Origin of the sequence: Scandinavium manionii, from assembly GCF_024764775.1 — a bacterium.
Lineage (GTDB): Bacteria > Pseudomonadota > Gammaproteobacteria > Enterobacterales > Enterobacteriaceae > Scandinavium > Scandinavium manionii.
The window spans coordinates 450,587-473,266 of record NZ_JALIGC010000039.1; the positions used below are offsets into that span (position 1 = coordinate 450,587).

At 52.9% G+C, this 22,680-nt stretch carries 18 protein-coding genes; 4 read left to right on the forward strand and 14 right to left on the reverse strand.

Annotated features, from left to right (window positions below; translation table 11 throughout):
* On the forward strand, positions 1-270 hold the full coding sequence (locus tag MUU51_RS16535; protein ID WP_258968251.1) for a dihydrodipicolinate synthase family protein: 270 nt from the start codon (positions 1-3) through the stop codon (positions 268-270).
* Between the two features lie 160 nt (positions 271-430).
* Here the strand turns inward: MUU51_RS16535 and MUU51_RS16540 are convergent, their stop codons facing one another.
* The 11 genes from MUU51_RS16540 to MUU51_RS16590 form a co-directional block, all read right to left on the reverse strand.
* Positions 431-2,848 (reverse strand): DUF3772 domain-containing protein, encoded by a 2,418-nt coding sequence (locus MUU51_RS16540; RefSeq protein ID WP_258968150.1) that lies wholly within the window; start codon positions 2,846-2,848, stop codon positions 431-433.
* Positions 2,849-3,141: 293 nt separating this feature from the next.
* Positions 3,142-3,996, reverse strand: a complete 855-nt coding sequence (locus MUU51_RS16545; protein WP_159770679.1) for a tagatose bisphosphate family class II aldolase — start codon at positions 3,994-3,996, stop codon at positions 3,142-3,144.
* Positions 3,997-4,016: 20 nt separating this feature from the next.
* The gene (locus MUU51_RS16550; protein ID WP_159770682.1) at positions 4,017-5,207 is read right to left on the reverse strand and encodes an SIS domain-containing protein; all 1,191 of its coding nucleotides are present in this window, start codon (positions 5,205-5,207) and stop codon (positions 4,017-4,019) included.
* Positions 5,204-6,502, reverse strand: a complete 1,299-nt coding sequence (locus MUU51_RS16555; protein WP_159770685.1) for a D-tagatose-bisphosphate aldolase, class II, non-catalytic subunit — start codon at positions 6,500-6,502, stop codon at positions 5,204-5,206. Before MUU51_RS16555 ends, MUU51_RS16550 begins: the two co-directional genes overlap by 4 nt.
* Positions 6,503-6,517: 15 nt before the next feature.
* Complete coding sequence (gene agaR, locus MUU51_RS16560; RefSeq protein WP_159770688.1) at positions 6,518-7,303, reverse strand: transcriptional repressor AgaR; 786 nt, start codon at positions 7,301-7,303, stop codon at positions 6,518-6,520.
* A 324-nt stretch (positions 7,304-7,627) separates the two neighbouring features.
* Positions 7,628-8,545, reverse strand: coding sequence for an ROK family protein (locus MUU51_RS16565; protein WP_258968151.1), 918 nt, complete (start codon positions 8,543-8,545; stop codon positions 7,628-7,630).
* Positions 8,546-8,577: 32 nt separating this feature from the next.
* Positions 8,578-9,876, reverse strand: a complete 1,299-nt coding sequence (locus MUU51_RS16570; RefSeq protein WP_159770694.1) for a Gfo/Idh/MocA family protein — start codon at positions 9,874-9,876, stop codon at positions 8,578-8,580.
* 37 nt (positions 9,877-9,913) lie between these two features.
* On the reverse strand, positions 9,914-11,035 hold the full coding sequence (locus tag MUU51_RS16575; RefSeq protein ID WP_159770697.1) for an ABC transporter ATP-binding protein: 1,122 nt from the start codon (positions 11,033-11,035) through the stop codon (positions 9,914-9,916).
* Positions 11,036-11,066: 31 nt separating this feature from the next.
* Positions 11,067-11,849 carry a carbohydrate ABC transporter permease gene (locus MUU51_RS16580; protein ID WP_258968252.1) on the reverse strand — a complete coding sequence of 261 codons (783 nt, stop codon included), beginning with the start codon at positions 11,847-11,849 and terminating at the stop codon, positions 11,067-11,069.
* Positions 11,850-11,955: 106 nt separating this feature from the next.
* Positions 11,956-12,927 (reverse strand): carbohydrate ABC transporter permease, encoded by a 972-nt coding sequence (locus MUU51_RS16585; protein ID WP_159770703.1) that lies wholly within the window; start codon positions 12,925-12,927, stop codon positions 11,956-11,958.
* 67 nt (positions 12,928-12,994) lie between these two features.
* Positions 12,995-14,275, reverse strand: coding sequence for an ABC transporter substrate-binding protein (locus MUU51_RS16590; RefSeq protein ID WP_258968152.1), 1,281 nt, complete (start codon positions 14,273-14,275; stop codon positions 12,995-12,997).
* 470 nt (positions 14,276-14,745) lie between these two features.
* Here MUU51_RS16590 and MUU51_RS16595 point away from each other — a divergent pair, with 470 nt between their 5' ends.
* Entirely contained in the window at positions 14,746-16,449 is a 1,704-nt protein-coding gene (locus MUU51_RS16595; protein ID WP_235033634.1) for a DUF4091 domain-containing protein, read from the forward strand.
* A 61-nt stretch (positions 16,450-16,510) separates the two neighbouring features.
* On the opposite strand, the gene MUU51_RS16600 is transcribed toward MUU51_RS16595, so the two are convergent.
* The gene (locus MUU51_RS16600) at positions 16,511-17,128 is read right to left on the reverse strand and encodes a TetR/AcrR family transcriptional regulator (RefSeq protein ID WP_159770709.1); all 618 of its coding nucleotides are present in this window, start codon (positions 17,126-17,128) and stop codon (positions 16,511-16,513) included.
* Between the two features lie 205 nt (positions 17,129-17,333).
* On the opposite strand from MUU51_RS16600, the gene MUU51_RS16605 reads away from it, so the two are divergent.
* Both MUU51_RS16605 and MUU51_RS16610 read left to right on the forward strand, forming a co-directional pair.
* Positions 17,334-19,025, forward strand: a complete 1,692-nt coding sequence (locus MUU51_RS16605) for an amidohydrolase (protein ID WP_258968153.1) — start codon at positions 17,334-17,336, stop codon at positions 19,023-19,025.
* A gap of 58 nt (positions 19,026-19,083) precedes the next feature.
* Positions 19,084-20,256 carry an MFS transporter gene (locus MUU51_RS16610; protein WP_159770714.1) on the forward strand — a complete coding sequence of 391 codons (1,173 nt, stop codon included), beginning with the start codon at positions 19,084-19,086 and terminating at the stop codon, positions 20,254-20,256.
* 71 nt (positions 20,257-20,327) lie between these two features.
* On the opposite strand, the gene denD is transcribed toward MUU51_RS16610, so the two are convergent.
* Both denD and MUU51_RS16620 read right to left on the reverse strand, forming a co-directional pair.
* Positions 20,328-21,311 carry a D-erythronate dehydrogenase gene (gene denD / locus MUU51_RS16615; RefSeq protein WP_159770717.1) on the reverse strand — a complete coding sequence of 328 codons (984 nt, stop codon included), beginning with the start codon at positions 21,309-21,311 and terminating at the stop codon, positions 20,328-20,330.
* A gap of 20 nt (positions 21,312-21,331) precedes the next feature.
* Entirely contained in the window at positions 21,332-22,648 is a 1,317-nt protein-coding gene (locus tag MUU51_RS16620; protein WP_258968154.1) for an MFS transporter, read from the reverse strand.
* Between the last annotated feature and the right edge of the window lie 32 nt (positions 22,649-22,680).

Genomic DNA, 22,680 nt, shown 5'->3' on the forward strand with positions numbered 1-22,680 from the left:
GTGCTGGGCTCAACGGGCTGTTATTCCTATCTCTCGATTGAGGATCGGCGAAAGGCGATTCAGATTGCGGTCGATCTGGCCGACGGTATTCCGGTAATGGCGGGCGTGGGAGCGCTGCGTACCCGCGCCGTTGCAGACATTACGGAGCGATGCACGTGCAGAATTAACGCGCGTACTTCATATGACTGGGTTGGTGGTGTAAATCTGCGGGAGAATCGCGGACACGACATGACAACAGGGCCATTAAATGTTCAGACTAAGAGGGGCTAAGAAGCGCCATGACCTTTTATTTGTCATTGTTACTTTTCTCTGCTGGCTGCATCCATGCATCATCATATTTAATATTCCCTCTGACATAATTCCATTCAATACTCCGAAATCTTAGTCCCACAACCTCATGCATGTTAGGTGAAGAACTTCCCGGATTTTATTATTCCTCTGTCACTGCTTTGTGCGGCTGCTCGAGGATCATGGTTTGCGTCTGACTCAGGCTGACACCCGCCTCGCGAAGCATTTTGAGGATTTCATATAGCAGGTCACTGCGCGTTGAGCTGACCATACGCGGGCTGTTCACATAACCCGTGACGCTCAGCACAATGCCGTTCGGTCCGAGTTCCTTAAAGCTCACCGACGGTGCCGGGGCGTCCAGAATGGATTCGTGCAGGGTATAAGCCATCAGCAACAGGTTACGCACCTGTTCAGGATCGATGTCCAGCGGAAAGGTCAGGGCGATGGTCGCCACACCTTGTGCGTTCCCCATGGTGGCGTTGCGCACATTCTGCGAGATGAGCTGCGAGTTCGGAACGATCACCGTCGATTTATCGCTCAACTGGATTTCCGTCGCGCGAACGTTGATTCGACGAATATCCCCCTCCACACCGCTAATACTCACCAAATCACCCACTTTGACCGGGCGTTCAGTCAACAGGATCAGGCCGGAGATAAAGTTCTTCACAATCTCCTGCAGACCAAAACCGATACCCACCGACAGGGCGCTGACAATCCACGCCAGCTTGTTCCATTCGATGCCGAGCATCGAAAGCGTCAGCATGATGATCAGCACATAACCGACGTTAGTGAACAGCGTGACAAGCGAAGCCCGTAGACCGCGGTCCATCATAGTTTTTGGCAGGAAATCGTTATCAAGCCAGCGACGGGTTGAGCGCAATACGTACCAGCCGACCACCAGGCACAGGAAGGCATTCATGGCATGCGCCGGGATAATATTTATCCCACCGATACCTTCCCCGCCCCAGATATCCACGATTTTTTTCAGCAGCTCCACGGGAGTAGTGCTGCCGAAAGTCCCGTTGAGCAGCGCAATGGCTGCCATCAGCAACAGCGAGGTTTTACCGACGGCCGAGAACAACGTTGCGGCGAGTGACAGGTGGCGATCGTTAAGACTCAGTGTGCTTTTGAGGATTTTGCCGCTTTGGGTGGAAGGTGAGAATACGCACTCGCAGAGATCGACCACGAAGTGAATCAGCAGATACAAGCAGCTGACGACCAGACCAATCCACAGCAGCTCGAAGGTAAAAAAGCGCGCCAGTGGGATATAACCAATCAGCAGCGCACCCAGAATGATGACAGCCGTCAGGCTTATTACCAGATGAATCAAGCCCGCAATCGTAGAGCGAGCTTCAGTTTGCTCGCCATCGGCCCGCATTTTGCGGCGCATACGGTTAACCCGTACCGGCGCTATCAGGCAGTTCAGCGCGACCAGCAAGGCCGACAGTCCATTGCCAAACAGGGTGGCGGCAATGCTGGTCCCGACAAGGGCGTTGAGCTGCTCGATTGTGCCAAAGATAAAGATGAAGGTAGCCAGCAGGACAGGAAACGAGCCAAGCGTTTTTGCCAGCGAATCGGCAATCCCCGGCAAACGCCAGGAAGGATGGTTGTTTGAGAGTAATGCAATCCCAAGCCCGGCGATGACCGACGAGAAGTAGGTTAGCTCAACCAGCTGATCGGCAAACTCCAGCACCGGCTGCGAGGTATCCGGTAGCCGCGTGAAGATATAACACAGCAGCTGCATGCTAATACCCAGCGTGAACATCGTGCTGAGTGTGGTGAAACAGGCGAGAAAGCTGCGACGAAAACGCCCCTGAGGCAACCAGCGGGGGAGGATCCAGCCGACGGGTTTATCCAGCGCTTTGCGTCCGAATAGACCAATAATCAGCGCAAGCAGTAAGTAGAAGCCGGAGCCGATACGCCATTCATCGCTCCATGCCTGATCCCAGACGACGCTAATCTGTGAACCAAAATCATCAAAGCGCGCGGCATCTTTCTCCGCTGGATTGATAAGCGGAGCCCAGAACTTTTCGCCCAGAATACTGCCCGTATTCAGCGCAATTTGCGTTTTCAGCGCATCGCGGCGTAAACCAAAGATTTGCGCAGACAGGTTTTGCGCCCCCACGCCGATGGCTTTGGTTTGCTCAATCTGAGTGGTGAGAAGGGTCTTGCTATTATTGAGCTGTTTACGCTGGCTAACGACCTGCGGGGTTTCCGTCAGGGTGCCAGGCGCAGGCGGCGGGCCGAGGACATCAAGCTGTGCCTGAACCTGTGCCAGCTGCGGAGCCAGCGCCACGGCGAGCTTATCGGCATCGCTGACCAGACGCTGAGCGTCATCGTTCAGGGCGGTAAATTGCTTATCCACCTTAGCGGCGGAAACCTGCTGCTTCAGGGCATCCAGACGTTTTTGCAGCGCAGGTAACGCGATGTTGGCATTAACCTTAACAGGTTGCTCCACGTCGGTTTGCGCGGGGCTGTCATCCGCCAGAGACAGAAAAGGCGCCATCATCAAACATGACAACAATGCCAGTAGCAGCGGCACTTTTAACATTTTACGCATAGAAGGGTGTACCTGAAATTTCACTCAACAAGGGGTCTGGACCTGATCGGCTAAGCATACCCGTTATTTGTGAAAATCCTATCAGGCAAATCTGTGTTAAATGGGCAAGTGTGAGAGATTTGGATGGACATGATTTGGTTGTCGGTAAAAAGCGATTATTTCAGAGTCATTCTCTGGTTCAGATTACGAGAAAACTATCCTCACAAATACACCGGTTTTTTGGGGAGATGTAGTGGTCAACAAAAGCTGGCCACTACAGTTAGGGTTGCGATAGAGATAGGGAGGTCAGCAGACTAAAGCCGTCCGGCGCTGCCGCAGATGCGTATTTTTTCGGCGACCACCTTTTTCATCGCCAGCTTGCCTGGCACAATGTATTTTCGTGGGTCGTTGGCATCAGGGTTCTGGCTAAAGTAGCTTTTCACCGCATCGGCAAACGCAATTTTTAGCTCTGTTGCCACATTGACTTTACAGACGCCCAGCGAGATTGCCCGCGCCACCATCGCTTCCGGAATGCCTGATGCGCCATGCAGAACCAGTGGAATATCCACACAGTCACGGATCTTCTCTAAGCGTTCGAAATCCAGCTTCGGTTCACCCTGATATAGCCCGTGCGCCGACCCAATCGCGACGGCCAGTGAATCAATGCCGGTAAGTTCAGCAAATTCTTTTGCCGCCAGCGGGTCGGTAAAAAAGCTGTCGGCAGAATCGACCACCAGATCGTCTTCTTGACCACCGAGTCGCCCCAGTTCGGCTTCCACGCTGGCGCCGTAACGGTGACAGAGTTTAACCGCCTGAACCACGATATCTATGTTCTGACGAAACGGCAGGTGAGAGCCGTCGATCATCACTGAGCGGATCCCCTGACGCACTTTATCGGCGATATCGTCCATCTCTTCATGGTGATCCAGATGCAGCGCCAGCGGCAGGTTATAGCGACGGGCGGCCGCCTGGCAAATTTCCACCAGGTAGTCAGTACCGGCATAGGAGAAGGTGCCGGGCGTACCGGCCATGATCACCGGTGACCCCATTTCCGCTGCGGTTTCAGCCACGACCTGGACGGTTTCGAGATTGTGCACATTAAATGCCGGGACGGCGTAACCTTCGCGCTGGGCTTTTTTTAGCATTTCACGGTTCGAGACTAAGTACATAAAGACCTCTGGGTTATCGGTTACGGCTGGAGGGCCGCCGCGCTTGCAGCTACGCTCGTTCTGGAATAACGATAAATAGTGACGCCTTTTACGACCCGGTTAACTTCACCTGTCGGGCAGGGGTTATCCGGTGTCAGTCCCTGCGCCAGCGAGGTTTCCATCGCCAGCATCTGTACAAACAGCAGGTACGGGAACATCAGCCACAAATCGTTCGGGTCGTCGTGCATGGTTTGCACTCCCGTAGCGTCATAAGGTTCGCCGCTCAGCCCGACCATCTGTTGTGCCAGACCGTCGCGTTTAAGCTCATGCCATAAATCCACATCGTACTGACGGGCATAGCTGTCACTGGAGAACATCAGCACCACCAGGGTTTTGTTATCGACCATAAATTTCGGACCATGGCGCAGGCCCAGCGATGAGTCATAACGCGTGACGATACGCCCGGCGGTCAGTTCCAGCATTTTCAGTGAGGCTTCTTCGGCGAGGCCGGTAAAGCAACTGCCGCCGAGGGTGATGTAGCGGCGAAAACCGCTGTTAGCCAGGGCTTTAACCTGAGATTGCAGGGTTTCGCGCAGTTCACGGCAGCGTGCAACCATACGCATCAGCGGCTCCCGTGTCTCATTTAGGGGTTGCGGGCCAAGCAGCAAGGCGGCGCTCAGTAGCATGCAGCTAAAACTGGAGGTCATGGCGAAGCTCTGGTCGTTAGAGCCTTCTGGCATCATTACCGCCAGCACGTTATCGCGGCCTTCGGCATAATTCGCCAGCTGGCTGTCAGGATTACACACCAGCATCAGGTGATAGCAATCGGGTAGCAATTGATCGGCTAGTTCCACGCTGGCGATGCTTTCCGGGCTGTTACCTGAACGGGCAAACGAGACCATCAGCGTCGGACGTGTCCGGTCAAGATACTGATGCGGGTTAGCCACAATATCCGTCGTGCCATAAGCCACCACATCCCGTCCCGTTTGTTGACGCAGCCATGGTGCCAGCGCACGCCCGGCAAACGCAGAGCTTCCGGCGCCGCACAGCACAATTTGCAGACGTTGGTTGTCGAGAAGAGGTTGCAGGAAGGGCTGCCACTGAGCCTGAGAACGCTGTAATTGCAGATGCAGCGCAGACCACAAATCGGGCTGTTGCCAGATCTCACGTGCGGTATGCAGAGCATTGTGCTGTTCCAGCCAGTCACTGCTGTAAGAAAAATAGTGATTCATGATACGAGCTCCCTGGAGTCTGGCTGACAGGCATTGGCGTAATCGGCCAGCACTTCGCTAATTTTATGTAACACCCAATCCTGCGGATCGGATGAAAGCTGGCCGGCGTTGATGGCACGTGCCTGTTCGGGCAGATACTGGCTGAGTAACGCCTGCGGTACCGGATGACGGCGTAAATTGTCGAGCATGCTGTCGACGGCAGCGCACACTTCCGGGAGTGGCCAGTAATAGCGAACCCGATCGCTCAGGCTGTACTGGCGATGAAGATGTTGCTGATGGGGTTTGCCAGGATAGTAACGACGCCATTGTTCAGGACGTTCACACATCACCTGTTCAAGGGTCGAACACAGATGAGAAGCCTGATGTTCACCCAGCCATTCGCGCTCAATATGGTCGAGTGCGAATAACGCTTCACGTAAGGCAAAAGTCAGGGCCGGGCCAACCTTAAGGATCGCAAAGTGACCGCGAACCAGCTGACGATAGGCCAGCGGTGCCTGATAATCCGTGGAGTGTGCTTCATAAACCAGCGTTGGCCAGTTTTCAATAAAACGGCTCAGCTGGCGGGCGCGTTCAGGCTGATAGCGTTCAACGCTGTGATTATCGAATTCGACACCGGGCTGCACGACAACGGCGATAACCCGTGGCCAGACGGCAGCCAGACCGTGAGCCATCCAGGCACTGCGATGGACGCCCAATGTCGTTTCGACGGCGTCAGGTGTGGTGACATGCATCCCTTCTTCCAGCGCTTCCTGGGCCCCACCGGGCACCGGAACTTCGGTGCCAATGACATAAACCGGCGCTTCGCCACCGTGTTGCTGCCAGCTGTTTTCCGCCACGGCACACAGTCGTGCCGCACGGCGGGCGACTTCATCATCGCCTAATGGCGAGGGGTCACCCGCACAGGACATCGAGCAGTCGAGATGAATTTTGCGAAAACCTGCAGCGACATAATCCGCTATCAGAGTTTCGGCTAATTGCATGGCCTCTTCGGCTGGCTGACTTTGCCACGCATTGGGACCGAGATGGTCACCGCCCAGCCATACGCGTTCACGAGGTACACCGATCGCGTCCGCCTGCTGCCACACCGCATCGCGGAATTGATGCGGCTGCATACCGGTATACCCGCCGAACTGATTCACCTGATTTGACGTTGCCTCAATCAGTACCGCGGTGCCGCGCGCTAAAGCCTGACGCAGCGCCGCTTCGATAACCCACGGATGGGCGGAGCAGACAGAGAACACACCTACCGGTTCACCGGCTTTGTGACGCTGTATCAGTTCCAGTAGTTGTTGCATAAACCAAAACTCCTATCAGAATGAGGCTGGAAGGCGGTCGGCGATAATCACGTCAACCCCGGCGTCATGCAGCGCCCGGCGATATTCGTCGGGGATGCGACTGTCAGTGACCAGTTTGTTAATTTTGCTGATTTCGCAAATCATGCAAAAACTGGTGCGGCCGAACTTGCTGGCATCAGCGACGGCAATCACTTCGCGCGCCACTTCGCACATCGCCCGGTTAAGCTGGGCTTCACCAGGGTTAGGGGTGGTAATGCCGCTGACGAGGTCGAACCCGTCAACGCCGAGAAACAGTTTGTCGAAACGGTACTGGCGAATGTGCTGTTCGGCGCTCGGGCCGTACAGCGACCAGGATTTACGCCGTACGTTGCCGCCAATCACCATCAAATCCACCTGTTCATTACTGGCCAAATCGAAGGCGATATTGAGGGCGTTAGTCATCACCACCAGTTCCTGCTTGCCCTGTAATTGCGGCACCATCTGACTGATGGTCGAACCTGAATCAAGAATCAATGAATCGCCATCGTTCACCAGCGCTGCGGCGGCACACGCGATGGTGTATTTCACATCGCGGTTGATCCGTCCTTTGTCCTGCAATGGCCTGTCAAACACGAATTGCTTGTTCAGCTTTGCTCCGCCGTAGCCCCGGATAGCGCAACCGCTTTTTTCCAGATACCGCAGGTCATTACGGATGGTCACACTCGATACGTCGTATTGTCCGCTGAGTTCTTCGACCCGCACGGAACCCTCACGACATAACTGGTCGATGATCAATTCCCGGCGTTTTAGCGTATTTATCATTGGCGCTTATTCCCCTAAACAGCATTGAACATGTCATGGTCGCTTAGCGGGCTGCTTTCGGTGTTGCGAACTGAATTACAACAAACGGAAAACCGAAATGCAACGCTAAATTACAAATAAATTATTATATATCATAGTGTTATGTGTGAGTGTTGCTTTCGGTTTTAACGGAATCGAAAGACAATAGACACGCGTTTCCGTATCAAAATCGTTATGTTTCAGTGTTCCTTTCACTTATTTGTTGTTTAAAGTGAAAGCTGTCGTGCCAGGCAATGACTTTTATCCTTCGTTTATTACGCCGCATTTATTTTGATATTTATGCTGTTATTGCATTCTGTACGTGTGCTGTTCCAGCAAGGCGGCGCCGCGAACGCCACTGCTGTCGCCAAATACCGGCGATAAAATGGCGGCAGGCTCACTGCCCGGGAACAGCCAGCTGCGCATTGCCTGTGGCAGCAAGAGGTAAAGTTCAGGCGTGTTGGAAACACCACCGCCAAGTACAAACGCATCCACATCAAGCATCAGTTGCAGGCTGGCGAGCGCACAGGAGAGGATGTCGACATAGATAGCTATCAGCCGCCGGGCCAGCGGCTCTCCCTGACGATAAAACCCGATCAGCTCGGGCACACTGGCAGCCTGATGGCGGAAATGTCGACTGAGCGCCATCAACCCGCTGCCGGAAACGTAACGCTCAAAGCAACCCGTTAGCCCGCAGCTACAGGTAAACAAGGGCAGGTTGTAACGCTGAACCAACTGGGCAGAAATCGGGATATGTCCCCATTCTCCGGCCAGGCCATTTTTGCCTTTATGCAGGTGTTTGTTCAGCACCAGACCGCCGCCCGCGCCAGTGCCAAGAATGGCGCCAAAAACGATATCGTGGCGCTGTGTTTGCTCGGTGCAGGCTTCTGACAGTGCAAAACAGCGGCAATCATTTTCGATGGCGACCGGCCGGTCGAGCGTACAAGCGAGATCGTCGGCCAGGCAGTGACCGGTAATACAGGGCACGTTGACCGAAAGCTGTTTACGGCTTTTCGGGTCGGTGATCCCCGGTAAGCCAATACCGATCGTGCCGCGTGTTTGCAGCGTCAGATCCGCCTGGGCGACCAGTGTTTTCACACAACCTAAAAACTGGCTGTAGTCCATCGTCGGCGTGCTGACGCGCTGGCAGAACACCTGATTTAGCCGCTCATCGTAGGCGGCCATTTCAATTTTGGTGCCGCCAATATCAAAGCCATATCGCATCACTCTTTTCCCCGTTGTCGACGTTAAACTGGTTAGTCGTGGACGCTGACGACCACGCCTTCACGGCGGGCGCGTTCGGCGGCAAAAACCATCAAATGGCTTTCGAGCGTTTCTTTCGGGCCGGAGAGGATTTGGCTGGCATCGTTGCTGCGAACGGCATCAATAAAGTGCGCCATCAGGTAATAGTCACCACCACCGTGTCCCCCCATCGCGCTGTTCAGCGCCGGGTCGGTATCGTCCACATCCTCGACGTCATAAACCGTTTCGCTGTCATCAACAAACGAAGTAATGCGGATATACCGCCCGTCGCCTTCGAGCTGACCATGGCTGCCAAACAGTTGCGTTTTACGATCTTCGTGGCGGGTAAAGGCGGTCATCGTAAAGGAGGCGGTTTTGCCGCCGGCAAACTGAATATTGACCACCTGATGATCGACAACGTTGTTGTCACAACGATAAACACAGCGGCCATAAGGCCCGTCACGCAAGGCTGCCGTCAGCGTTTGTTGGTTGACCTCCGGGGTCAGCACGCGCAGGAAACCGGGTGTCGATTTATGCTGCTCACCCAGATAGATTTTTTTCGCAGAATACGGGCAGGTGGCTTCCACCGCGCAGTCGAGGCAGCGCTCAGCCGCACCCGACGGCTGATTTTCAGCACGGAAATGGCGTAGCCCGCCGAATGAACTGACCTGTTCGCAAGAGGTGTCCATGATGTAGCGGATCCAGTCGATATCATGACAGGACTTTTGCAACAGCATTGAGGCGGAAAGGTTGTCGTTTCGCCAGTTACCTCGCACAAAAGAGTGGGCTTGATGCCAGTAACCGACCGGTTCGAGGTGCTGCATGCTGATGACGTCGCCAATCACGTTGTCGCGAAGCAGTTGCTTGAGTTTTTGGGTGTAGCGGGTATAACGCAAAACATGGCCGACGGAAAAAATGACGCCAGCACGCTCTACCGCAGCAACGATGGCTTCGCATTCCCGGCTGTCAGGCGAAAGGGGTTTCTCCAGCAGCATGTGGTAACCCTGTTCGGCAAACGCCAGTGCCGGTTCCAGGTGGAGATTGTCCTGGGTGCAGATAAGCACTGCATCGGCCAGTTTTTCTGTGGCGGCAGCTTCACGCCAGTCATGAAAGACATTGGCAGCGGTAATATTATGCTGGGCGACAAATTGCTGGCGGTAGGCTTCGCGGGGTTCTGCCACCGCGACAACGCGCATCAGTTCAGGGTGGGCGAGGGCGTAGCGCGAATAAATTTCACCGCGCGCACCTGCGCCGACGACCAGCACTGTGACGGGTTGATGACGACCACTCTTGTTTACAGACTCGAATGACATTGTGATTCTCCACATTGCGCAAAGCAGGTATACGGCCTTAATGGCGTTGTTTTAAGTTCAGCCCTGTCTCTTTATCGAACAGGTGCGAGTGATGCAGATCGAAACTGAGCCAGATCTTCTCGCCGGGCAGTGGTTCCCAGTCGTGACAGGTGGCAACCCGGGTGATGAAGCGGGAACCACCGATATCGCAGTGCAGCAGATCTTCGTTACCCATGCGTTCCACGGTTTTGATGGTCGCCTGGGCGGCATTCTCTTCAGGACCGGCAACAATGCGCAGATACTCTGGACGGATGCCGAGGCAGACAACGTCATGGCGGTAGCTGAGCATCTGTTGACTGAGTTCCGCGCTCAGATTCAGGGTGGCATCCTCACTCAGACGCAGGCTGACCACGTTGTGGTTATGCATAACGGGCAGATCGTGAAGGTTCATCGATGGGCTGCCAATAAACTCGGCGACAAATTTATTGGCGGGCTGGTGGTAAAGGTTAACCGGCTTATCAACCTGCATAATTTCACCCCGGTTGAGCACACAGATGCGGTCGCCCATGGTCATGGCTTCAACCTGATCGTGGGTGACATAAATCATGGTGGCGCCAACGCCTTCGCGCTTGAGCTGGTTATGCAAATCAATCAACTGGACACGCATGGTCACGCGCAGTTTGGCGTCGAGGTTGGAGAGCGGTTCATCGAATAGAAAGACTTTGGGTTTACGCACAATCGCCCGGCCCACCGCCACGCGCTGACACTGTCCGCCGGACAGTTGCCCGGGTTTACGTTGCAGCAGGTTGGTTATCTCAAGTTTTTCAGCGGCTTCACGCACCCGACGGTCGATCTCTTGCTTACTGGCTTTGCCCATCAGGCTAAAGGCCATGTTTTTGTAGACGGTCATGTGCGGATACAGCGCGTAGTTTTGAAACACCATCGCGATACCGCGATCTTTTGGCATGGTGTCATTCACGCACTGGTTATGGATCATAATCTGGCCTTCGCTGACACTTTCCAGCCCGGCGATCATTCGCAGCAGGGTGGATTTGGCACAGCCAGAAGGCCCGACGAAGACCATAAATTCACCTTCATGGATTTCAAGATCGATACCGTGCAAGGCTTTGAATCCATTGGGATACACTTTTTCCACGCTGTGCAGTTGTATTCCGGTCATCACTTTTTCCTCAATGTTTAAGCTCACAGGATTAACTCTTCACACCGACACCGGCGATGCCTTGAATGAAGTAGCGCTGGAAAACGATAAACAGCATTAGCATCGGAATAATGGCCATCAGCGCACCGGCCATGAGCATCGGATACTCCTCGCCAGCACGACTGGAGAGCGAAGCCAGCCCAACAGGCAGCGTCAGTTTGCTGCTGCTGGTGTTGACGATCAGCGGCCACATCAGGTTATTCCAGCTCCATAAGCCGTTGATAATGATGCAGGCGATAATGCCGGGGCGGATCAGGGGCAGCATGATCCGCCAGAAAATGGTGAAGTGGTTGTACCCATCCATCAGCGCGGCTTCTTCCATTTCGCGGGGAACGGCCATAAAGAACTGCCGCAGTAGGAAGGTGGCATAAATGCTGAAGATGCCTGGCAAAATTAACCCGGACAAAGTGTTGAGCAGGCCAAGTCTTTGTACCGCTAAAAATTGCGGGATCAAGAATGCCTGACCGGGCACCATCAGGATGGAGATGCAGAGCATGAACACGATATTGCGGCCACGAAAATGCAGTCGGGCGAAGCTATATGCCGCCATGGTGGCGATAACCATTTGTAACGTGACGGTAAAGAAAGTGGCGAAGATTGAATTCAGATAAAAAGTGGTGAAAGGGATCTCATGCAGAATACGCCCGTAAGCGGCAAAACCAGGATGGGCGGGCAATAACTGCAATGGGATCTGAATACTTTCAGCCTGGGTTTTTAGCGAGGTTATCAGCATCCAGACAAAGGGGGTCACTGAGGCAACGCCTGCCAGCAGCATAAACAGATACACCAGTGCTTTTTGGCTATCGATTTTCTTGCGCGGCCTCACCTGAGAGGGCGCGCGGAGGTCTGTTGTTGCGGAGTCAATTGTCATCAGGAGTTCCTTACGCCACTTTCAGGCGTTTGCCGATGGCCATTTGCACGAGAGTTATCAGCATGGTGACAATAAATAGCACCACGGTGATGGCGGAGGCATAGCCTTTCTGTTGCAGATAAAACGCATTTTTATAGAACAGATAAGTGACGGTCATGGTGTCGCTTTCTACCATCGAACGGTCAAACATCAGGAACACCACATCGAAAATTTGCAGCACTTCGATAAAGCTCATCACCGAAACAAAGAACAGCGTCGGCACCATCATCGGCAGCGTCAGGCAGAAAAAGCGGCGTAAGGTGCTGATACCGTCAATGTCTGCGGCTTCATAGAGAGAGCGGGGAATACTTTGTAATCCGGCCAGCAAAATAATGATTTTCAACGCCAGTGAAGACCAGATAATGATGATGGAAACACTGATGCGGACAATATCCGGATCGGAGAGCCAGCCCACCGCCGAAACACCAAAGAAATGCAGCAAGTAATTGATAAGGCCGAAATCTTTGTTGAACAACCATTGCCAGACCATTGCGACCGCTGCAGGCATCGTCACCGCGGGCAAAAACAGCAGAGTACGAAACAGGGCTTTACCACGAATGTTTTGATTCAAGCCAATGGCCAGCAGCAGAGAGAGGGCCAGGCTGACAGGGACGCACACAACGACATAAAACAGCGTATTGAAGACCGCTGCGTAAAAATCATCATCACTGAACAGGTCGAGATAATTATTGATGTCGAAGGTGCTCCAGTTCATGAACTGGTCAAGATCGGTAAAGCTGTAAAAAATATTTTGCACGAAAGGGATGAAATAAAACACCGCCAGCCCTGCCAGCAAAGGCAGCACCATAATCCATCCCCAGAACCGTTCGGCGCGCTCAAGGCGGGTGAGGGCCGGACGGGTTCGGGTTTTCGTTGGCAGGTTTACCTCGTCGGTATGGCTTTTATGCTTTACCGTAACGGGAACAGAATCTGCAAGCGACATAACGGAAGTCCTCTGCATAAGGAAATAATTCGCTCAGAGCCTGCCGGGCAGGCCTGAGCGAAAGCGATTAATTTTCCATCACACGTGAGATTTTTTTCACCGACTTATCCATTTCCTTTTTGGCATCGGCCCCCATAAAGATTCGCTTCAGACTGGCTATCCACATGTTTTGCCATTTCGGGGTATTGGTGCCTGCGGTTGGATAGGCTTTAGTAAACTCAAGCGTCTCAACATAGGGACTCACATCGACATTTTTGATGTTGGCAGCCCAAGCTTTCGCCGCCGTCTTATTTGCCGGGATCACCGCTCTGGCGAGGATCTCCTGCGATGACTGCGAGCTCATAAACTGGATATAGCGCCAGGCTTCCGCTTTGTGCGTGCTTTTGGCCGACATGGCAAAACCAATACTGTGAGCCACGCCAGACTGGCGATCGATTTTCGGCATCAGTACCACGCCGATGTGAGCGTTGATAAGGTCATTGGCAGCAAAAGGTGCCGCCAGCCACGAACCGGCGTACGCCATGGCGGCGCGGTTGGACTGGAAAATGTTCTCGGTTTTGACTTCGCTCATTTGCTGTGCGGTCGGCAACTGGCCGGATTTCATCATTTCCTGAAGTTGCTGATAGACCCAAATGGATTTGTCGTTGGCAATATCCGTCGGTTTGCCATCGACAGGCACAACATTGTTCCCTTTCTGATAAAGCAGATTAAGGTAGCTGTCCTGTCCGTCATTGCTCAGGTCCATCACCAGCGGGAAGGCATCACTTTTCAATCCGGCTTTCAGTTGGCTGGCTTTTTCTTTCAGCTGATCCCAGGTCCAGTCGCTGGTTGGGTAGCTGACTTTGGCTTCATCAAACAATTTTTTATTATACCAGACGGCGATAGAGTCAACGTCACGGGGAATGGCCAGTTGCTGTCCATTATATTGATAGGCTTTTACAGAACTGGCGACGATATTATTCAGGTCAAGCTTGCTTTTGCTGATGTCATCGTTTAATGGCGCCAGCAGACCGTTTTTAGCGTACTGAATAAAGTACGGCATGTTGATCCAAAATATATCCGGAGAAACACCGCCAGCCGATGCTGCATCTAATTTGACAAAATATTGTGCCGATGGTGTCAGCTCAATATCAATCTTAATATCAGGATTTTCTTTTTCGAAGTTTTTGGCAATTTCCTGTTCTGCTGCCAATTGGTTTTTATCCCAGACGGCGTAACGTAATGTCACCGGGTCTGCGGCATGTGCAGAGAGTGAAAACAGAGCCGGTAATACGATTGCTGAGGCTATGATATGGCGGCGAAATGACGCCTGAGCAAAGAAAGAGGTGGTGCATTTTGTGCGTGGCATTGACATCCCCTTGAGCGTTCGAAATTCAACATTTACGTAACGTTTGAACGTTCTATCCCCTAATATTCAGTGTGTCAATCAGCCGCAAATGCTCTAAAATAGTGCGTTTGCCTTTCGATGTTGTTAAAATCGAAAGGATTAAAGTGAAAGATTAGAGGTCTTTTTTGTTACCTTTTTATAACATTTAGTGGTGTTGCTGCCAGACGATGCGGACGATCAACTCCAGAGAGGATGGGTTAACACACGAAAGGCTTTGCACTAATATGGGGAACATAAATGCTGTTGTTGTGCAGCCGGATAAATCTTTCATTTTTGTGATGTAAATAAACAAAAAAAGATCACCTGATTACCACTCATCCTGCTGAATTGTGTCGACTGGACGCTATCAGGAATCATTCTTATTTGCCATGCGTCGCCACTTTCGGGAACCGGAGTTTACAGGGTTGTTTATTTAAAGAAGAACTGGCAGGATGGATTTTCATTTTATTTGCCCCTCATACAGGTATTCCATCATGCACCTGTCCTTAATCTTTACACATAGTCTGGAAAAAATATTCCATCAGCGTGAATTAAACGAAGGGCACGAAATTACCAGACTTTCATTATTGAAGAATGAAAGCCTGTCTTTTCAGTGTCGATATTTTTTGCAGCAGAATGATGATGAACCGCGCAGGCAATTACGCTATGAATTAACGGGTGAGCTTTCCTCTTTTATTTCTGTGCGTCAGGTGCAGCATGTTCCCAGCCTTTTTCCCTGTTACCGCGCTACCGACGACGATTATCTGACAACATCACCAGGTCTTTTTCCCGACCCTTTGCTACCGCTGCCGGATAAAACCTTTTTCGTGAACGGAGGGTATTCGGGCAGTTTATGGTTGACGGTGAATCCGCAAAACGAAAGTCTGCCTGCGGGCAAAAGTTCAGTGTGCTTACAGTTATCGGATATTGTCAGCGGGGAAATATTGGGGAGCGTGACGCTTGAGATGGAGGTCGTGGCGAAGAGCTTACCGCCGCAAACCTTGCTGCACACAGAATGGCTGCATACCGATTGTCTGGCCGATGTTTATAACATTGAAGTCTTCAGCGAGAGCTGGTGGCTGGCAGTACGACATTATGTACGTTGCGCAGTGAACAACGGCGTGAACATGATGCTGACGCCTGTCTTCACCCCTCCACTTGATACCGCCATTGGCGGTGAGCGCACCACGGTGCAGCTGGTTGGCGTCACGCAAACGGAGACGGGGCAGTATCAATTTGATTTTTCTGCCCTGCAACAGTGGGTGGCGCTGTGCCAGCAGGAGGGGATCACGACGTTTGAGATTTCTCACCTGTTTACTCAATGGGGCGCGCATCATGCACCGAAAATCATGGTGTATAAAGGTGGGCAGAGTGTGCAGGCTTTTGGCTGGCAAACCGATGCGCATGGCCCGGAATATCGTGATTTTTTGCACGCTTTTTTACCCGCGCTCTGCGACTGGCTGCGTGCAAAGGGGCTGGGAAAGCATGCATGGTTCCATGTGTCTGATGAACCCAAAATAACGGATATCGAGGCTTATCAGCGTGCCAGCGATCTGATTCGGCCATTGATTGGTGATTTTCCGGTTCTGGATGCCTTATCTGATTACGCATTTTATCAACAGGGGCTGGTGGAGAATCCGGTCACCGCCAGCGATTGTATTGAGCCATTCCTCTCTCATCAGGTGCCAGGATTATGGACTTATTATTGTTGCGTACAGAAACGGGATGTTGCTAACCGCTTTTTTGCACAACCTTCATACCGTAATCGGATCCTCGGTGTTCAACTCTATCTTTACCGCATCACCGGCTTTCTGCACTGGGGATTTAATTTCTATAACAGTGGGCATTCGCTGGAGAAACTGAATCCGTATGCGGTGACCGATGGGCGAGGGGCATTTCCTTCGGGTGACCTGTTCGTGGTGTATCCTGGGAAAGATTTTCAGCCAGTAGAATCGTTGCGCCTGATGGTGTTGCGCGAAGCATTTCAGGATCTCCGCGCCTTGCAACTGCTGGAGTCACTGACCCGTCGCGAACATGTGGAGCAGCTTATTACTCGACTCGCGGGAATGCAGATTACGTTTGCACGTTATCCGCGTAATGCGCAGTTCCTGCAAACCTTGCGTTATGAGGTCAATCAACAGATTGCAGGGGCCTGATATCGGCAGATATTACGTTAACACGGCAGGGCATTGCGGCCCTGCCGCTAATCCAATCCTGCTATTGCATTCCGCTCAGCATAAACGCCGTTGAACGACGGGTATCGGCCCAGAACGTTTGTTTGTCCGGCTCCGACTGGGTACACAGGCGCAATAACTGCAGGTGGCCGTAGTCGTTGAGCATAAACGCGGCGTATTCGATGTCGAGAGTGGCACGCAGCAGCCCGGCCGAACAAAGATCGCCCAACAGTAAGGTCAGCTCCTGAACCAGCGCGTCGTTCACCCGTTTATAGGCTTCCGGCAGAGCGCTTTGATCCGGGCCGAGCAGCGGCAGCAGGGGCGGTAATATTTCACGCCACAACGCAGGCGGCATCACCTCAAAGGCATATTCAGTCAGCCGTCGCTGAAAATCACAGATGGCATCAAGCGGGTTAGCATACTGCGCGATACGTTCGCGGGCTTCGGCAATCGCGCGCCGGTCTGCGGCATGCAATTTTTCTAACAGTATCTCCTGCTTACTGCCGAAATAGGCGAATACCGTGGGTACTGAGACCGCCGCAGTACGGGCGATTTGCTCCATCGTCGTGGCCTGAAACCCCTGATGGGCAAACAGCGTGAGCGCCGACTGGCTAATGGTCCGACGCCGTAACGCTTTCTGTTGTTCCCGTAATCCACTCACACACCACCTCCGTTAGTTGACGCCCTGGCGTTCAGCATGGCCTGACTTGCATCGTATAAAAATTTTATTGACTAAAGCAATTTTATTTACTTAATTTCTTTTAACAAGTAAATTTCTTTACCCACTAAAGTTTTTAACAAAAACACAACAACGTGTTCCGATACTCCGTGAAGGAACGCCCTACAACTTACCGATGAGCTCGACAATGACTACAGAATCTAGCTATGCCGACACGATTATCCATCATGGCCGTATTTACACCGTCGATCCGCACCTGCCCTGGGCCAGCGCGGTGGCTATCCGCGATGACCGGATCCTGTATGTCGGTAACGACAAAGACGTGCGCGTCTGGGCCAACCACAATACGCGGATGATTGATGCCGAAGGAAAACTGGTGTTACCGGGGTTTGTCGAATCGCACTGGCATTTTTCCACCACCGCGTTTGCTTTCCAGGCCTTCGTTAATCATGAAGATCCGCAGCAGGTATTATCGATGCTGAAACGCTATGTTGATGAGCATCCTGAAGAGAAAGCGATTACCGGCATGGGGTGGGTACAGGCCACCATTCCGCCGGAACTGTTACGTAAGGAGACGCTTGATGCGATTTGTGCGGATAAGCCGGTATGCCTGCTGGCAACCGATTATCACTCCATGTGGGTGAACTCAAAAGCGCTGGCACTGGCCGGTATCGACCGCGATACACCGCCGGTGGAAGAAGGGGCCAGCTGGTTTGAAAAAGACCCGCACACCGGAGAACCGACGGGGCTTATCGTCGATGGCGCGGCCTATTCGTTGCTGATGCAGCGGCTCAGCGAGGCCGGTTATTTCCCGGTTGGGATGGCGCTGTATCTGCGGTCGATTCCCCTGTGGCAGGAAAAACTGGTGGCAGCGGGGATCACCACGGTATTCGATGCCGGATTCCTCGATCCCAGCGGCGACCAGTCATTACTGTATCAAACCATGCAGCAGCTGGAACGTGAAGACCGCCTGAAACTGCGCGTAGTCGGCAGCTATATCGATATGGGGACTGACAGCGACCCGGTGAGTACCTTGCTGGCGTTCCGTGAACGCTATCATTCCCCGTTAGTGAAGGCCCAGGCCCTTAAGCTGATGCTGGACGGTACCGAGAATAACCATACCGCTTACCTGCTGGAGCCCTATTGCGATAAGCCGCACAGTTGCGGCTCAACGGTAATGCCCGCAGAGGTTTTCGAGGGGCATGTGCGCAAGGCGGATGCCAACGGGATCGACGTGATGGTCCATGCTGTCGGGGATGCCGCAGTGCGGCTGGCGCTGGATGTGTTCGAACGCACCGCTCAGGACAACCCACCACGCGACCGTCGCCACGTTATCACTCATGCCTTTTTGACTCATCCGGATGATATTCCGCGTTTTCGCCGCATTGGCGTGATGGCGAATACTCAACTGCAATGGGGGGTTGTGGATGCGTATACCCAGGCGATTCAGAAGTCCTATGGCTATCCGCGCTGGAGCTCGATGTATAAATTCCGCACCTTCATCGAGCAGGGGGTCACAGTCTCCATCGGCATGGACGGGCTGGCTTGTCAGTGCCGTTGCCAGCACCGTCCGGTGGAACATATCGAATCCGGTCATACCCGCCAGTTGGCTGGCGAAGCGGATGCGCCCGTGATGCCCGATATTAACGAAAAGCTGAGTATTCCTCAGTTGCTCGCTGCGTATACCATTAATGGCGCATATCAACTCGGTCTTGAAAAGGAGATTGGATCGATAAGCGTCGGCAAAAAAGCGGACATTATCATCATGGAACATGATCTGTTTGAGCAGGACAAATACCAGATTGGCAAAACGGAGGTGGCCCTGACGATGATGGGGGGGCGCATCACCCATGATGCCCGTACCGGGAAAAACGACTGAGCAACAGGCGCGCGGGGAGACCTGCGCGCCTCTCCTTAAGCATTCAGGAATCATTACCATGAATGACAATTCGTCATGTTACCTGCGTATCCTGTTTATCTTTATTGCCAGCACCTCCATCATCAGCATCGGCGTTCAGCCAATACTGATCGGTTTACTCGAACAGCGCGTCGCGTTGTCGCTCAGTCAGCAGAGCGGCATTATGGCGGGCGAGCTGGCGGGGTCGGTGCTGGGGGCGTTGCTCAGTCCTCTGGCGGCACGTTATCTGAGCCGCCGTAACGTTTATGTTGCGGCCGCGGGCTGTGCGTTGTTGTTCAGCCTGCTGTGTGCTGGTGCAGAACATCTTATCGGACTGATGGTCTGCCGGGTAATGGTCGGCATCGGTGCCGGCCTGCTCTGTACGCATGCAATAAGCGACCTCGGACGCTTACCCGGTCAGGACCGCTCGTTTGGTTTGACGCTGCTGCTGCAAACCACGATTTTTGCATTTTTTGCGTCGGCATTACCGCAAATCGCGGTATGGGTGGGGATCAGCGGTGCGATTGCCTCTATCGGCGGCTGGTTTATGCTGATGTTGCTCGGTGCGCCGACCATTCCTCGCCACCCGGCGCAGCCGCCGGAGATCGTTACGCAATCGCAGGTTATCGCAGGGCAAGGAAGCGTGATACTGGGGCGGTTATCGATGCTTGGCATGGTGCTGTTGCAGCTGGCTATCTATTCCGTCTGGGGATTTATCGATCAGATAGGCCGTGACCGTGGTATCAGCCCGGTGGATATCGGCTGGGCCTTTGGGCTGGGTATTCTCGGCGGGCTACCGGGGGCCGGGATCCCCAGTCTGCTGGGCGCGAACATCAACCGTAATCTGGCGATAGCTGTCGGATTGCTGGCAGTATTGTTGTCGATTGTCCTGCTGGCGAAGTTTGTCGACACTCCCGCTATGCTGTTTGCCGCTATTTTCGTCATGAATTTTGGCTGGGTGCTGGCGCTGAGCTATTTTATGTCGTCGATAACCGTGAACGATCCCAATGGAAAACTGACCCCGCTTATCGGTATTGCCCAGGTGGCAGCGGCAGCCATTGCCCCTACGCTGATGGCGCTTCTGCTCCAGGTTGCAGAAACGCAGATTATTTTTATTGTTGCAGCCAGCGCCGCCATCGCCAGCTTTGTCATTAATTACAGCGCCGGGGTTTATGCGAGGCGAGGTCGGAGGCGGTTGTCATCGCTAGTCTGATACACGTAAATGAAAAAATCCACGCATCTGCGTGGATTTTAGATTGCTGGGATCAGTAGCCATCGGGCAGGTCAGGACGCGTAATCGGCCAGATACTCCTCAATCATCTGGGTAAAGCTGTCATTGGCGGTAAACCCTAATTCATTTGCATAGCGCGTATCGAAGTCACCAGGCCAAGAATTAACGATTCGCTCAATCGTCGCATCCGGGACAAACGCTATCTTTTCCTCGACTCCGGAACCGACAACCTGGGCTAACGCGGTCACCATTTGTCCCACGGTGACCGATAAACCTGTCAGATTAATCACCCGGCCTTGCGTGAACTCTGAGTCCTCAATGTCATGCCCGTGGATTAATGCTTCAATCGCTTTTCGCGGTGAGAGGAGCCACAGGGGGGTGTCTCGCGATACCGGGCAAACTGCGGGTTCACCGTGGATGGGTTCGCGAATGATCCCGCTGGCGAAGCTTGATGCCGCCATATTGGGGCGACCTGGGCGTACGACGATAGTCGGCATTCGCAGACTCCTGCCATTTACCCAGCCTCTGCGGCTATAGTCAGCCAGGAGCAGATCGCAGATAGCCTTTTGCGTACCGTAAGAACTTTGCGGCATCCAGACTTCCCGATCGGTGACCTTCGCAGGCAGACAACCACCAAACACCGCTACGGAACTGGTGGTGACCAGCTTGACCGGGTCTGCGCGATGACGCAGCAACTCAAGCAGTTGGCGGAAGGCATCGACGTTAATGTGCATCCCTAAATCGAAGTCCTGTTCGGCCTGGCTTGAAACGATCGCGGCCAGATGGAAAACGCTGTCCACTGTCGCAGGCAGAATCGACTTCAGCCATTCTCCGTCGCTAATGTCGCCGGTCACCACGTCAAGACGGCTATCCTTTATTCCTTGCAGCGCAACCCGGTCAATGGCAATGAGCTTGCCAATTTCTCGCGGAATACCGTGATTATCGGCCAGTGTTTCGCGTTGCAGAAGCGCTTTAACCAACTGACTTCCCAGAAAACCCGCGGCGCCGGTGACAACAAGGGTGAGTTTTTTGTTCATAGCATGCATTCTCAATGTAATTAGTGGTTAACCATACGGGCAGGTATACGGAATATCGCGATGGCACCAATAAACAAGGTTGCCGAAATCATTAGCGTTCCGATAAGTGTTGAATGTGTCATATCGGTCAGGAGCCCCATCACCCAGGGGGCGACAAAACCGGCAAGGTTTCCGAAGGAGTTGATCACGGCGATACCTACCGCCGCAGACGCACCGCCCAGAAATGCCGTCGGCAGGCTCCAGAACAGGGGCAGGGTACTTAAGCCGCCTGCTGCGCCGATCGTCAGGCCGATCATGGCGATGACTAAATCATGGCTGAATAAAGCAGCAATAATCATGCCTGCACCACTCATTACCGCAATGAGAGCCAGGTGCCAACGCCTTTCCCGATGTTTATCCGCACTTCTTGAAACGAAAATCATGGTGAAAATTGCGGCAGCGTATGGAATCGCCGTCAATAAACCCACTTTAAGCACGTCGCCTTCACCTGCATTATGAATAAGCGTCGGCATCCAGAAACTTACGGTATAAAATCCGGCGATCAAACAAAAATAGATAAATGTTAAGAGCCATACTTTGGGGTTGGAAATAACAGCCAGCATACCGCTATGGTGATCGCTTTTAAGACTGCCATCAGCGTGAATTCTTTCTTCCAGCAGTGCTTTTTCATCGGCGCTTAACCATTTCGCCTGTGATATTCTGTCGGTCAGTAAGAAAATAACAAGAATACCGATAAGAAACGAGGGTATCCCTTCGATGATATACAGCCATTTCCAACCGGCCAGCCCGCCGTATTCATGAAAATGTCCCATGATCCAGCCGGATAACGGTGCACCTAAAATACCTGACAATGGAACTGCGGTGGCAAAAAGGGCAAACATCCTCCCTCGGCGATAGCTTGGAAACCAAAAAGACAGGTATAAAATGACGCCAGGATAAAAGCCTGATTCCGCCACACCTAAAAAAAAGCGAACGGTATAAAATTCGAATGGCGTCGTCACGAATGCCGTAAGGGGGGCGATTAGCGACCATGAAATTAACAGCCCGCCCAGAAGGCGTCGGGCCCCAAAACGGTGGAGGATTATATTACTTGGGATTTCAAAGAAGAAAAATCCGATAAAGAAAATCCCCGCGCCAATACCGTATACGGTGTCTGAGAAGGAGAGGTCGATCGACATCTGTAACTTTGCTATGCTGACATTCACCCGGTCAAGATAGGCGAGAATATAGCAGATCATTAATAGAGGAAGCGTATGCCTGACGACTTTTTTCCAGACGAGTTCTTCGTTTAATGAGCCAGTAGGTGTCTCCAGACTCAGTGCTGAGTGATTGGACATAGTTCTATCTCCAGAATGATGAAGGTTTCACT

What these genes read in the sequence shown, in the direction of transcription:
- MUU51_RS16540 (WP_258968150.1), bottom strand. Translation starts at nt 2,848, where the DNA reads ATGCGTAAAATGTTAAAAGTGCCGCTGCTACTGGCATTGTTGTCATGT.
- MUU51_RS16545 (WP_159770679.1), bottom strand. Translation starts at nt 3,996, where the DNA reads ATGTACTTAGTCTCGAACCGTGAAATGCTAAAAAAAGCCCAGCGCGAA.
- MUU51_RS16550 (WP_159770682.1), bottom strand. Translation starts at nt 5,207, where the DNA reads ATGAATCACTATTTTTCTTACAGCAGTGACTGGCTGGAACAGCACAAT.
- MUU51_RS16555 (WP_159770685.1), bottom strand. Translation starts at nt 6,502, where the DNA reads ATGCAACAACTACTGGAACTGATACAGCGTCACAAAGCCGGTGAACCG.
- agaR (WP_159770688.1), bottom strand. Translation starts at nt 7,303, where the DNA reads ATGATAAATACGCTAAAACGCCGGGAATTGATCATCGACCAGTTATGT.
- MUU51_RS16565 (WP_258968151.1), bottom strand. Translation starts at nt 8,545, where the DNA reads ATGCGATATGGCTTTGATATTGGCGGCACCAAAATTGAAATGGCCGCC.
- MUU51_RS16570 (WP_159770694.1), bottom strand. Translation starts at nt 9,876, where the DNA reads ATGTCATTCGAGTCTGTAAACAAGAGTGGTCGTCATCAACCCGTCACA.
- MUU51_RS16575 (WP_159770697.1), bottom strand. Translation starts at nt 11,035, where the DNA reads ATGACCGGAATACAACTGCACAGCGTGGAAAAAGTGTATCCCAATGGA.
- MUU51_RS16580 (WP_258968252.1), bottom strand. Translation starts at nt 11,849, where the DNA reads ATGCTGCTGGCAGGCGTTGCCTCAGTGACCCCCTTTGTCTGGATGCTG.
- MUU51_RS16585 (WP_159770703.1), bottom strand. Translation starts at nt 12,927, where the DNA reads ATGTCGCTTGCAGATTCTGTTCCCGTTACGGTAAAGCATAAAAGCCAT.
- MUU51_RS16590 (WP_258968152.1), bottom strand. Translation starts at nt 14,275, where the DNA reads ATGCCACGCACAAAATGCACCACCTCTTTCTTTGCTCAGGCGTCATTT.
- MUU51_RS16595 (WP_235033634.1), top strand. Translation starts at nt 14,746, where the DNA reads ATGGATTTTCATTTTATTTGCCCCTCATACAGGTATTCCATCATGCAC.
- MUU51_RS16605 (WP_258968153.1), top strand. Translation starts at nt 17,334, where the DNA reads ATGACTACAGAATCTAGCTATGCCGACACGATTATCCATCATGGCCGT.
- MUU51_RS16610 (WP_159770714.1), top strand. Translation starts at nt 19,084, where the DNA reads ATGAATGACAATTCGTCATGTTACCTGCGTATCCTGTTTATCTTTATT.
- denD (WP_159770717.1), bottom strand. Translation starts at nt 21,311, where the DNA reads ATGAACAAAAAACTCACCCTTGTTGTCACCGGCGCCGCGGGTTTTCTG.
- MUU51_RS16620 (WP_258968154.1), bottom strand. Translation starts at nt 22,648, where the DNA reads ATGTCCAATCACTCAGCACTGAGTCTGGAGACACCTACTGGCTCATTA.